General features: G+C 58.7%; 11 protein-coding genes, 1 tRNA gene, 1 rRNA gene and 1 pseudogene. 5 read left to right on the top strand and 9 right to left on the bottom strand.

All coding sequences use genetic code 11. The annotated features are described in order from the left end of the window. Window positions 1-104 precede the first annotated feature (104 nt). From rrf to F475_RS28830, 3 genes are all read left to right on the top strand, one after another. A 5S ribosomal RNA gene (rrf, locus tag F475_RS28840) occupies window positions 105-220 on the top strand. 153 nt (window positions 221-373) lie between these two features. Then, window positions 374-1,039 (top strand): M24 family metallopeptidase, encoded by a 666-nt coding sequence (locus tag F475_RS28835; RefSeq protein WP_111455342.1) that lies wholly within the window; start codon window positions 374-376, stop codon window positions 1,037-1,039. Window positions 1,040-1,052: 13 nt separating this feature from the next. Further along, window positions 1,053-1,406 carry a gamma-glutamylcyclotransferase family protein gene (locus F475_RS28830; protein ID WP_111455341.1) on the top strand — a complete coding sequence of 118 codons (354 nt, stop codon included), beginning with the start codon at window positions 1,053-1,055 and terminating at the stop codon, window positions 1,404-1,406. Window positions 1,407-1,498: 92 nt separating this feature from the next. Here F475_RS28830 and F475_RS28825 read toward each other — a convergent pair whose 3' ends face one another. The 6 genes and pseudogenes from F475_RS28825 to F475_RS28795 all read right to left on the bottom strand — a co-directional run. Further along, entirely contained in the window at window positions 1,499-1,882 is a 384-nt protein-coding gene (locus F475_RS28825; protein WP_018926722.1) for a hypothetical protein, read from the bottom strand. Window positions 1,883-2,112: 230 nt separating this feature from the next. After that, window positions 2,113-2,334, bottom strand: a complete 222-nt coding sequence (locus F475_RS28815; protein ID WP_018926721.1) for a formate dehydrogenase subunit delta — start codon at window positions 2,332-2,334, stop codon at window positions 2,113-2,115. After that, window positions 2,331-5,219 carry a formate dehydrogenase subunit alpha gene (gene fdhF / locus F475_RS28810; RefSeq protein ID WP_064616228.1) on the bottom strand — a complete coding sequence of 963 codons (2,889 nt, stop codon included), beginning with the start codon at window positions 5,217-5,219 and terminating at the stop codon, window positions 2,331-2,333. The genes F475_RS28815 and fdhF overlap by 4 nt, the downstream gene beginning before the upstream one ends. Further along, window positions 5,216-6,778 (bottom strand): NADH-quinone oxidoreductase subunit NuoF, encoded by a 1,563-nt coding sequence (locus F475_RS28805; protein WP_177431142.1) that lies wholly within the window; start codon window positions 6,776-6,778, stop codon window positions 5,216-5,218. The genes fdhF and F475_RS28805 overlap by 4 nt, the downstream gene beginning before the upstream one ends. Next, the gene (locus tag F475_RS28800; RefSeq protein ID WP_111455339.1) at window positions 6,775-7,251 is read right to left on the bottom strand and encodes a formate dehydrogenase subunit gamma; all 477 of its coding nucleotides are present in this window, start codon (window positions 7,249-7,251) and stop codon (window positions 6,775-6,777) included. Before F475_RS28800 ends, F475_RS28805 begins: the two co-directional genes overlap by 4 nt. Before the next feature lie 642 nt (window positions 7,252-7,893). Further along, a pseudogene (locus tag F475_RS28795) lies at window positions 7,894-8,025 on the bottom strand (DUF3077 domain-containing protein); the annotation flags it as partial. A gap of 129 nt (window positions 8,026-8,154) precedes the next feature. Between F475_RS28795 and F475_RS28790 the strand changes: the two are divergent. Continuing rightward, window positions 8,155-8,904: a tetratricopeptide repeat protein gene (locus tag F475_RS28790; protein WP_111455338.1), complete on the top strand. Its 750-nt coding sequence runs from the start codon at window positions 8,155-8,157 to the stop codon at window positions 8,902-8,904. On the opposite strand, the gene F475_RS28785 is transcribed toward F475_RS28790, so the two are convergent. The 3 genes from F475_RS28785 to F475_RS28775 all read right to left on the bottom strand — a co-directional run bounded on the left by F475_RS28785 (window position 8,901) and on the right by F475_RS28775 (window position 10,045). Next, window positions 8,901-9,458 carry a hypothetical protein gene (locus tag F475_RS28785; RefSeq protein ID WP_111455337.1) on the bottom strand — a complete coding sequence of 186 codons (558 nt, stop codon included), beginning with the start codon at window positions 9,456-9,458 and terminating at the stop codon, window positions 8,901-8,903. The two genes, F475_RS28790 and F475_RS28785, sit on opposite strands and share 4 nt — an antisense overlap. After that, a complete protein-coding gene (locus F475_RS28780; RefSeq protein WP_111455336.1) occupies window positions 9,459-9,788 on the bottom strand; it encodes a hypothetical protein in 330 nt (109 codons plus the stop codon). 172 nt (window positions 9,789-9,960) lie between these two features. After that, window positions 9,961-10,045, bottom strand: a tRNA-Leu gene (locus F475_RS28775). 107 nt (window positions 10,046-10,152) lie between these two features. On the opposite strand from F475_RS28775, the gene queA reads away from it, so the two are divergent. Beyond that, window positions 10,153-11,202, top strand: a complete 1,050-nt coding sequence (queA, locus tag F475_RS28770; protein ID WP_111455335.1) for a tRNA preQ1(34) S-adenosylmethionine ribosyltransferase-isomerase QueA — start codon at window positions 10,153-10,155, stop codon at window positions 11,200-11,202. The last annotated feature ends 6 nt before the right edge of the window (window positions 11,203-11,208 follow it).

Genomic DNA, 11,208 nt, shown 5'->3' with positions numbered 1-11,208 from the left:
GAAGACGCAATGAACCGAAAGTTCGCAAGCATTCACAAAAACCGCAGAAACTATCGCATACCCAATTTGCTGAAGCGTCGAAAGACGGTTCGGTACCCGAATTTCTTGACGACCATAGAGCATTGGAACCACCTGATCCCATCCCGAACTCAGAAGTGAAACGATGCATCGCCGATGGTAGTGTGGGGTTTCCCCATGTGAGAGTAGGTCATCGTCAAGATTAAATTCCGAAACCCCTATCTGCGTATGCAGGTAGGGGTTTTGTTTTGTCCGCAGGAAAGTTTCTTCAGCCTGGATCATGGCTATATCTTTTTTACCGAATATCGCAGTATATGAAAATATATAGCGAGAATTCGTACAAAAGGAATGATCGATGACAGCGGCCCTGAGCGGTAAAGAAGCAGTAGGCGAGCATTACACGCTGGAAACGATGCGCCATGCGCAGCAGATGACCTGGAAGGCCATCGAACAGATTGCCCGGGTTATGTCTCCCGGCATGAGCGAGTCCGAAGCCCTGTCACTGGGTAAACAGGTTCTGTCGGAACTTGGCATGGATCGCATCTGGCACCCGCTGCTGATCCGCTTTGGCGCCAATACGCTCAAGACGTTCAAACAGCGCTCCGATGGCGATCCTGTGCTGGGTGACGAAGATATTTTCTTCGTCGACATGGGCGCGGTCTGGCAAGGGCACGAAGGTGATGCGGGGGCGACGTTCACCACCGGTTCCGACCCGGAAATGATCGCCTGTGCTGCGGCCTCCCGGGAGCTTTTCAATAGAGTCGAAGGCTTTTGGCGCAGCGAGCGGGTTTCCGGCATGGAGCTTTACCGCTATGCGGCCGACCAGGCGCAAGCCATGGGATGGAAGCTCAACCTGGACATCAAGGGCCACAGAGTCAGCGATTTCCCTCATGCGATTCACCGTGGTGGCGACCTCGGGGATTTAGACAAGTGCCCGACAACCGGCCTGTGGATTCTGGAAATCCAGATCGCCCACCCTGAACGCCCTTTCGGAGCGTTCTACGAAGACTTGCTTATCTGATCAAGGAAACCTCATGCCAAACCAAACAGAGCAACTGGTTCTGCTGTTCTCCTACGGTACTTTGCAGGACCGGGCCGTTCAGCTGTCCACCTTCGGGCGCGAGTTGAAAGGGCGCCTGGACAGCCTGCCAGGTTACAAGCAGAACCTGGTCGAGATAACCGATCCGGCGGTGTTGGCGGCGAGTGGGAAAAGCCATCATCCGATCGTGCAGGAGAGTGGCGACCTGTCGGACGAGATCGCCGGCACTGTTTTCGAGATCACGGCCCAAGAGCTGGTCGCGGCCGACGAATACGAGGTGGCGGACTACAAACGCGTCAGTGTGCCCCTCAAGTCCGGCATCAGTGCCTGGGTCTACGTGCGAGCCTGACTTCCGGAAGTTTCACGCCGACGGGCAAGGACTCTCGCCGGCGATGATCATGCAGGCCCAGGCTGAAGTTCAGCAATTGCCTGGGGGGATACTCATTTGCTGGGGAGGAGGATTACTGACCACACTACCAAAGTGATCGCTGCCGCCAACAGACTACACGTCCCGGCAATCAAATGACGGAAGGCGGGGTGTTCAGACTGCTTGAGTCTGGCAATCACCAAGAGCCATGTGCCGACGAAGGCGCCCATAACCGCCATCAACGTATAGAGTACGTATAAAACGATCCGTGCTGAGGAGGCTTCTCCTGGGGCAAGCCATCTATTGAACAAAACCAGCACCGCTATCCCGACAATAAAACTACCCACGGCACCTGCCAGGTTGGCGAGCCATAGATTCACAGCTCCGCGGTTCTTCACCACCCAAATCCACATCCCCACTGTCGCCGCGAGGAACACCAATACGCCAATTAGCAGCATTCAATCCTTTTCCTTGTTCGCAATAACCCTGAAACCGCCATTGGTCATCTTTGATGAGATGAGGCGATGGCAACACGATATCAAGCCGATGGGATTATGCCGAAGGATGTTGCTGACTGATGTGGATTTTGGCTGCGTTTGGCTCCGTCACTCATTTGAATATAGGGTCGACGTTAAAAACGCTGGAACGCTCCCTTGGCCCGTCTCAACAGGCCAAGGGATCTGTAAACCTAAGCCTCCCAGCCCGCGCCACTAACCGCCGCCTGCGCCAGCGGGTGCAAGTCTGCTCCCTGATGCGTCGTCTGCCAGGCCAGCAACTCCTTGCGCATGCCGGGCGTCCAGTACATCTGCAGATGATTGCGCACGCCGAGCACGGCCTGTTGCTGATCCGGTTCGCTGGCAAAGTATTGGGCGATCTGGTTGACCATCTTGATCAGGTTTTCCGTACTCATCGGCGTACCTCGGCTTTTGTCCCGGCGCTACGTTCATGGCGACGTTCGTTGAGCAGGCGTTGTTGTTCGTCGCTGAATGCCTGATAGCGTTTTTGCCACTCGGAAGGGTGATAGACGCGGCTGACCTCCACGGCGGTGACCTTGTACTCCGGACAGTTGGTCGCCCAGTCGGAGTTGTCGGTGGTGATCACGTTGGCACCCGACTCAGGGAAGTGGAAGGTGGTGTACACCACGCCCGGGGCAACCCGTTCGGTGACTCGTGCCCGCAGTACGGTCTGGCCGGCGCGGCTGCCGATGCCGACCCAATCGCCTTCGTTGATGCCACGGCTCTCGGCGTCGGTCGGGTGGATTTCCAGACGGTCTTCGTCGTGCCAGGCGACGTTTTCAGTACGCCGGGTCTGGGCGCCGACGTTGTACTGGCTGAGGATGCGCCCGGTGGTCAGTAGTAGCGGATAGCGACTGTTGACCTTTTCCTCGGTCGGCACGTAGCCGGTGAGCATGAAGCGCCCCTTGCCACGCACGAATTCCTCGATGTGCATGGTTGGCGTGCCGTCCGGTGCCGCGGCGTTGCATGGCCATTGCAGGCTGCCGTGACTATCCAGTGCGGCGTAGCTGACGTTGGTGAAGGTCGGCGTCAGGCTGGCGATTTCATCCATGATTTCCGATGGATGCTTGTAGTTCATCGGATAGCCCAGGGCGTTAGCCAGAGCCACGGTGCCTTCCCAGTCGGCCTTGCCGCCCAGAGGCTCCATGACCTTGCGCACCCGGGAGATGCGCCGCTCGGCGTTGGTGAAAGTGCCGTCTTTTTCCAGGAACGAGGCGCCCGGCAGGAACACATGGGCGAACTTGGCGGTTTCGTTGAGGAAAATGTCCTGCACCACGATGCATTCCATGGCCGACAGCGCCGCGGTGACGTGTTGGGTGTTGGGGTCGCTCTGGGCGATGTCTTCGCCCTGGCAGTACAGGCCCTTGAAGCTGCCGGCCAGTGCAGACTCGAACATGTTGGGAATGCGCAGGCCCGGATCGGGTTGCAGGGTGACGTTCCAGGCCTGTTCGAACTGCGTCCGTACCACCTCGTTGGAGACGTGACGGTAACCGGGCAGTTCGTGGGGGAAGGAGCCCATGTCGCAGGAGCCCTGAACGTTGTTCTGCCCACGTAACGGGTTCACGCCCACACCTTCGCGACCGATGTTGCCGGTGGCCATGGCCAGGTTGGCAATGCCCATGACCGCGGTACTGCCCTGGCTGTGCTCGGTGACGCCCAGGCCGTAGTAGATCGCCGCGTTACCGCCGGTGGCATACAAGCGTGCAGCGGCACGGATGTCGGCAGGTTCTACGCCGCAGACAGGGCCAAGGGCTTCCGGCGAGTTTTCCGCTCGGCTGACGAACTCTTTCCAGTGGGCGAAATCGTTGCCCTCGCAACGGGCGTCGATAAAGGCCTGGTTGAGCAAGCCTTCGGTGACGATGACGTGGGCCAGGGCGTTGAGCATGGCGACGTTGGTGCCCGGACGCAGGGCCAAGTGCAGTTCGGCGCGGGCATGCACCGTGTCCACCAGGTCAATACGGCGTGGGTCGATGACGATCAGTCGCGCGCCTTCACGCAGACGGCGCTTGAGCTGGGAGGCGAACACCGGGTGAGCGTCGCTGGGGTTGGCACCCATCACCAGGATCACGTCAGCCTGCATCACCGAGTCGAAACTCTGTGTGCCGGCGGACTCGCCCAGGGTTTGTTTCAGGCCATAGCCGGTCGGCGAGTGGCAGACCCGCGCACAGGTGTCGACGTTGTTGTTGCCGAACGCGGCGCGCACCAGTTTTTGCACCAGGTAGGTTTCTTCGTTGGTGCAACGGCTGGAGGTGATGCCACCAATGGAATCGCGGCCGTATTTTTGCTGCAACCGGCGGAATTCGCTGGCGGCGTAAGTCACCGCTTCATCCCAGCTGACTTCCTGCCAAGGGTCGTTAATGGACTTGCGGATCATCGGCTTGGTGATGCGATCCGGGTGAGTCGCGTAGCCCCAGGCAAAGCGCCCCTTGACGCAGGAGTGGCCGTGGTTGGCTTGGCCGTTCTTGTCCGGAACCATGCGCACCAGCTGGTCGCCTTTCATCTCGGCGCGGAACGAACAGCCCACGCCGCAATAGGCGCAGGTGGTGATCACACTGTGTTCGGGTTGACCCAGTTCGACCACACTTTTTTCCATCAGCGTCGCGGTCGGGCAGGCTTGCACACAGGCGCCGCAGGACACGCATTCCGAGTCGAGGAAGTCCTCGCCACCGGCGGCCGCGACCCGGGATTCGAACCCGCGCCCGGTAATGGTCAGGGCAAACGTACCCTGGGTTTCTTCGCAGGCGCGCACGCAGCGGTTGCAGACGATGCACTTGCTCGGGTCGTAGTCGAAGTACGGGTTGGACGTGTCCTTCACGTCGTCCAGATGGTTCTCGCCCTCATAGCCGTAACGCACTTCCCGCAGGCCGACCTGGCCGGCGACGGTTTGCAGCTCGCAGTTGCCGTTGGCCGAGCAGGTCAGGCAATCCAGCGGGTGATCGGAGATGTACAGTTCCATGACATTGCGGCGCAGGGTCGCGAGCTTCGGCGTCTGGGTGTGCACGGTCATGCCTTCGCTGACCGGCGTGGTGCAGGATGCGGGGTAGCCGCGCATGCCGTCGATCTCCACCAGACACATGCGGCAGGAGCCAAAGGCTTCCAGGCTGTCGGTGGCGCACAGTTTGGGAATGGTGGTGCCCAGCATCGCCGCAGCGCGCATCACCGAGGTGCCTTCGGGCACGCTGATGCTTTGGCCGTCGATGTTCAGGGTGACTTGCACCTGGCTTTCGCGGGCCGGGGTACCCAGATCCATATCGGTTTTCGGGTCGAATACAGTGATCATTGCTCGGCCTCCGAGGCTTGCAGACCGAAGTCGGCGGGGAAGTGCTTGAGGGCGCTGACGACCGGATAGGAGGTCATGCCACCCAACGCGCACAGCGAACCGTATTGCATTGTGTCGCACAGGTCCTTGAGGATGATCGCCTGCTCATCGCGACCGTTCTGGTCAGGCGCAGCCAGCAGGCGGTCTATCACCTCAACGCCCCGGGTCGAGCCGATACGGCACGGTGTGCATTTGCCACAGGATTCCTCGGCACAAAACTGCATGGCGAAGCGCGCCATGTGGGCCATGTCCAACGTGTCATCAGCCACCACCACACCACCGTGGCCGAGCATCGCGCCCATGGCGGCGAAGGCTTCGTAATCCAGCGGCGTATCGAATTGCGAGGGTGGCACCCACGCACCGAGAGGGCCGCCAACCTGCGCGGCCTTCAGCGGCCGGCCACTGGCGGTCCCGCCGCCGTAGTCTTCCACCAATTCGCGCAGGGTCAGGCCAAAGGCCCGTTCCACCAGACCGCCGTGACGGATATTGCCCGCCAGCTGGAAGGGCATGGTGCCCAGGGAACGGCCCATGCCGTAATCGCGATAGAACGGCGCGCCCTTGGCCATAATCATTGGCACCGAGGCCAGCGTCAGCACGTTGTGCACCAGGGTCGGCAGGCCGAACAGGCCCTGCAGCGCGGGGATCGGCGGCTTGGCGCGGACGATCCCGCGCTTGCCTTCGAGGGAGTCCAGCAGCGCGGTTTCTTCACCGCAGATGTAAGCGCCGGCACCGACCCGCACTTCCATGTCGAAGGCCAGTCCGCTGCCGCCGACATTGGCGCCGAGGTAACCGGCGGCCCGGGCGATGTCCAGCGCCTCGCGCAGGGTGGCCACTGCTTGTGGATATTCCGAGCGCACATAGATGTAGCCGTAGGTGGCGCCGACGGTGATGCCGGCAATGGCCATGCCTTCGATCAACAGGAAGGGGTCGCCTTCCATCAACATGCGGTCGGCAAAGGTGCCGGAGTCGCCTTCGTCGGCGTTGCACACAATGTATTTCTGCGCCGCTTGGGTGGCGCGCACCGTGCGCCATTTGATCCCGGCCGGGAAAGCCGCGCCGCCACGGCCACGCAGGCCCGAATCGAATACTGCAGTCGCGGTCTGCTCGCCGCCCAGAGCGATGGCCTGGGTCAAGCCCTCGAAGCCGCCGTGAGCCCGGTAATCCTCCAACGACAGCGGCCGGGTAATGCCGGCGCGGGCGAACAGCAGGCGTTGTTGGCTCTTCAGATAAGGCAACTCCTCCACCAGCCCCAAGGCCAGCGGATGAGCGGACAGCTCGCCTTGCAGCGCATCGAGCACGGACGGCACATCGGCAGCGGTCAGCGGGCCGAAGCCGATACGACCTTGCGGGCTGTCCATTTCCAGCAGCGGTTCCAGCCAGTACAGGCCGCGCGAGCTGGTGCGCTGCAGGTCCAACGACAAACCGCGCTCCCGGGCCTGAGTGGTCAGGGCCACGGCCACCTCATCGGCGCCCACGGCGCGGGCAAGAGAATCACAGGGCAGATAAAGCGTCGGCATCATGCGTCCTCCTGACAAGCATCGAGCAGGGCATCCAGGCGCTCGGCAGTGAGCCGCGCATGCACCTGACCATCCAGCTCCAGAGCGGGCGAGCAGGCGCAGGCGCCGAGGCAATACACCGGGCGCAGACTGATATTGCCGTCGGCGCTGCTGCCGTGGTCGTCCAGTTGCAGGCGGTCGCGCAATTGCGCCGCGAGCTGCTCGGCGCCGCGGCTCTGGCAGGACTCGGCCCGGCACAGACGCAGGATATGTCGGGCAGGAGGCGCGGTACGGAAGTCATGGTAGAAGCTGATCACCCCGCGAACCTCGGCCTGACTCAGGTTGAGGGCGTGGGCAATCTCGGGAACGGCGGCATCGGGGATATAACCGATGCCCTCCTGAATTTCATGAAGGATCGGCAACAATGCGCCGGGCAAACCCTTGTGGCGCTCCAGCAGGCTGTTGACCATAGGCAGGTGCAACATCTCATCAGACATACAGCATTCCTCACGGTCACGGACAAACCAGGCGGTTGTCGGTCGTCCGAAAGTGTCGGCTGCGGCGTTCACACCACGTCACGGTTTCGTGGCATTTTCAGGCCGTTGGCCAGGGCACCCTGAGTGGGCATCTTGTTGTGCCCGGCGCGGTCTTTGCCGCACCTCTTCAGGCATATCACGCAGCTTGCCACGCCGCCTTTGAATCATCCGCACCAAAGCGACGTGTTCGGTTCTGCCTACGACTATCCATTAAGTCTAGATGAGCGGGGCGTGGGGCGTTTGCTCACTGACCTAATGCCCTGAGGGCCTGTCGATGGCTGATATATATCAAGCATCACAGGTAAGAAACAGCATCAGATCCGTGGGCAATTCCAGGGAGCAGATGCGTTGATTTATTGCGCTGCAAACCGAAAACCCCACATACATCCACTCTGAGCCAAATGATAAAAAGCCCCGAAAAATGTCGAGGCTAATCCCAAATTCCAGTCAGCCCACACAACCCCTGTGGGGGCTTGCTCGCGAAAGCGCCAGCCCAGCCAACATCAATGCCAATGCCCGGCCAACCTCCCATGCAGCTCACTCCCCCAGGCGTCATACCAACCAACGACAGGCATCAAAACAATCCCGCCATTGTTCAAACCGCTACGCTTCAGACTTCTCCGCCGCCTGCCTAGCTGTCGATGCAGAAGCCCGATCCCGCGCCAGCACCTTCACCGCATCATCAACCACCGTCTTACTCATCGCCGTCAAATAATGCGCAGCCCAGGCATGGCGGCTTCAGGCATCGCAAAAAATGTCACTGCCGTCAGATGGACTGTCCCCTTTTTATGCAATTGTTCCTCCCGCATGATAACGCTACCCTTTGCGCCGTTTGGAATTTAAGCTTTTAACAGGAAAAATAATATGGACATTCAGTACTTCTATCCTTCAGCGCGCCGCTTTATAAAAATTGACGCGATCATACTGCTTTTTATTACCCCGCTTTTTGCTCATGCGGACATTACTGAGGAGGAGGCGACGGCTAACTGTCTTAAAATTAGTGAATACTCCGCCGAGGGCGGAAAGTATTACAAGCTTAAGCAATACGCCAAGGCTCGGGAGCAATACGAACGTCAGGTCGGCTGGTCGGAAAGTTGTCAGCTGGGCGAAGAGGCAGTTGCGATGGCCTACAATAACGTCGCTCTCACCTATGTACACGAAGGCAATTACCTTAAGGCCCGGGCATGGCTGAATATTCTTCCAAACGACAAAAAGTCGATTTTCAATCTTGAAAAATTCAGTGGCGATATAAAAAACTCGGTAGAAAAACTGTCTGCTAAGTCAGAAGGACAATATTGGCAATATGCCGGGGCGTCGTTATGGAGCACCATGACTATCAAGCCGCAGGGTCAGAAATACAAAGTTGATTTTCAGGGTTATTACACTGGCCTGATGGCGATGTACTACGGTCCCAATATAGGTGAGTTTTCAACGGTATTAGAGGTTGATAATGGCAAGGCTAAATACGCCATGAGCGGAGATGACGAAGGCGACTACGTATACGACTTCGACATTAAAAAAGATCTGCTCACTGTAAAGCGCACGGCAGGTGAGTGGTGCGGCTTTGGTCATAATGTGGGAGCTGAAGGCGTTTATAACAGGGTTGAGTTCTAGCAGCTTTCTTGAAATTCGCGAAATTTGGTAAACAGCCGAAACCCTACATAGTCGGACTGGCATTTGTACGAGTGTCGGTAGTAGCAATTCCAGTAACTGATCATGCGTGCTTGCGTCGTTTGAAAGTACGCCTGATTGTCCCGAATAAAACGACCGTAAAGCGCCGGATCGAACTTGGGTAGGTGCGCTTCAACGGTTTCTAGAATCTGGATGACGTACTCGCCTGTCAGTTGCAACACGAACGGGACAATCCAGGGGGCATGCACTGAGAGAATCCGTTCCAATTGACGTTGGCGCACATGACCATCGTGGTGCCGTGTCAGAAGGCACGAGTACAAAAGGCTCTGGGTTTCACTCAAGTAGTCAAAGGCTGTCTCATAACCTAGGTCATAAATCCGGTAGGGAATGATCAACTCCTCCTCACCGACTCTGACCTCTATGAATCGATGCATTTCCACACGCGCCTGGCAGAGCTGCCCTATAACCTGGTCGAGAGCCTCTGCCTCTTGTTTAAGAAAAGCCGGAAACGCCCGGTTTGCACACTGCATTTTCATTCACTGAATATCTTTCAAGTATTCCTTAAGGGCAATGAGCGGCGTATCAAGCTGTTCCATCGTCTGCGCAGCGCTGAAATCTCCTGACAATCTATCCAGCTCTCGACCCAGCGGCGTACCACCCCCACCTATCGCCTCAAGCGCCAACTCCACGCATTCACCCACTTTGACCTTAATGGTCTCGACATCCCCCCGCCGCACCAGCAACTCAAACACATCCCGCTGGTAATCACCCATGACCAGATCGTCACGCAAAATCGGACTTGAATCTTCCGTCTCGTAAGCCAGTTTCAGGGAGAAGAGGGCGACGCTTTCCAGCTGCAATTCCATGGTGGGAATCCTTGTGAAATGTTCCACCGGTGCGGGACGTGCGGGACGTGCGTGACAAGAAGCAAGATCAAAAGATCGCAACCTTCGGCAGCCCCCACACGACAGCGGTGCGGGCAATGGCTTTTCTACAGGCGAAAAAAAAGGCCTTGCTAAGCAAGACCTTTCTTAATTTTGGTGCCCCGAGGGAGACTCGAACTCCCACTCCTTTCGAAAACGGATTTTGAATCCGCCGCGTCTACCAATTCCGCCATCAGGGCTCAATGGCGGCGAAGTATAGAGAGGTGAATACCGCTGGTCAATCAGGTACATGGAGAATTTTTGATATTTCCGCTAGACTTCCCGGCCCTGCTAGACGAACCCCATCATGCGCGTTGCTGACTTTACCTTCGAGCTCCCTGATTCGCTGATTGCTCGCCATCCTTTGGCCGAGCGTCGCGGTAGTCGCCTGTTGACCCTGGATGGGGTCAGCGGCGCCCTGGCACACCGTCAATTCACTGATTTGCTTGAGCATTTGCGCCCGGGCGATTTGATGGTGTTCAACAATACCCGGGTGATTCCGGCGCGGCTGTTTGGCCAGAAAGCTTCCGGCGGCAAGCTGGAAATTCTGGTGGAGCGGGTGCTCGACAGTCATCGCGTGCTGGCCCATGTGCGTTCCAGCAAATCGCCCAAGCCGGGGTCGAAGATCCTTATCGATGGCGGTGGCGAGGCCGAGATGCTGGCGCGTCACGATGCGTTGTTCGAACTGGGGTTTGCCGAAGAGGTGTTGCCGCTGCTCGACCGCGTCGGGCACATGCCGTTGCCTCCTTATATAGACCGCCCGGATGAAGGCTCGGACCGCGAGCGTTATCAGACGGTATACGCCGAGCGCCTGGGCGCGGTGGCGGCGCCGACGGCGGGGCTGCATTTCGATCAGTCGCTGATGGAGGCGATTGCCGCCAAGGGCATCGAGACCGCATTCGTGACCTTGCACGTTGGCGCGGGCACGTTCCAGCCGGTGCGCGTGGAGAAGATCGAAGATCACCACATGCACAGCGAATGGCTGGAAGTCGGCCAGGACGTGGTCGATGCCGTTGCGGCCTGCCGCGCTCGCGGCGGTCGTGTGGTGGCCGTGGGGACCACCAGCGTGCGTTCCCTGGAAAGTGCCGCGCGCGATGGCGTGCTCAAGCCGTTCAGTGGCGACACCGATATCTTTATCTACCCGGGCCGGCCATTTCATGTGGTCGATGCCCTGGTCACCAACTTCCATTTGCCCGAATCCACACTGTTGATGCTGGTTTCGGCGTTCGCCGGTTATCCCGAGACCATGGCCGCCTATAAAGCCGCCGTCGACAACGAATACCGCTTTTTCAGCTACGGTGATGCGATGTTTATCACCCGTAATCCCGCACCACGTGGCCCTGAGGACAAAGAATGAGTCGCC

It is taken from the genome of Pseudomonas sp. URMO17WK12:I6 (genome assembly GCF_003253625.1).
Classification (GTDB): Bacteria; Pseudomonadota; Gammaproteobacteria; order Pseudomonadales; family Pseudomonadaceae; genus Aquipseudomonas.
The sequence above is the reverse complement of the archived record's forward strand: the minus strand, read 5'-3'. Positions and strand labels throughout refer to the sequence as shown.

Bases quoted from the DNA above. Each gene is read 5' to 3' on its own strand.
- F475_RS28835 (WP_111455342.1), top strand. From the start codon at position 374: ATGACAGCGGCCCTGAGCGGTAAAGAAGCAGTAGGCGAGCATTACACG.
- F475_RS28830 (WP_111455341.1), top strand. From the start codon at position 1,053: ATGCCAAACCAAACAGAGCAACTGGTTCTGCTGTTCTCCTACGGTACT.
- F475_RS28825 (WP_018926722.1), bottom strand. From the start codon at position 1,882: ATGCTGCTAATTGGCGTATTGGTGTTCCTCGCGGCGACAGTGGGGATG.
- F475_RS28815 (WP_018926721.1), bottom strand. From the start codon at position 2,334: ATGAGTACGGAAAACCTGATCAAGATGGTCAACCAGATCGCCCAATAC.
- fdhF (WP_064616228.1), bottom strand. From the start codon at position 5,219: ATGATCACTGTATTCGACCCGAAAACCGATATGGATCTGGGTACCCCG.
- F475_RS28805 (WP_177431142.1), bottom strand. From the start codon at position 6,778: ATGATGCCGACGCTTTATCTGCCCTGTGATTCTCTTGCCCGCGCCGTG.
- F475_RS28800 (WP_111455339.1), bottom strand. From the start codon at position 7,251: ATGTCTGATGAGATGTTGCACCTGCCTATGGTCAACAGCCTGCTGGAG.
- F475_RS28790 (WP_111455338.1), top strand. From the start codon at position 8,155: ATGGACATTCAGTACTTCTATCCTTCAGCGCGCCGCTTTATAAAAATT.
- F475_RS28785 (WP_111455337.1), bottom strand. From the start codon at position 9,458: ATGAAAATGCAGTGTGCAAACCGGGCGTTTCCGGCTTTTCTTAAACAA.
- F475_RS28780 (WP_111455336.1), bottom strand. From the start codon at position 9,788: ATGGAATTGCAGCTGGAAAGCGTCGCCCTCTTCTCCCTGAAACTGGCT.
- queA (WP_111455335.1), top strand. From the start codon at position 10,153: ATGCGCGTTGCTGACTTTACCTTCGAGCTCCCTGATTCGCTGATTGCT.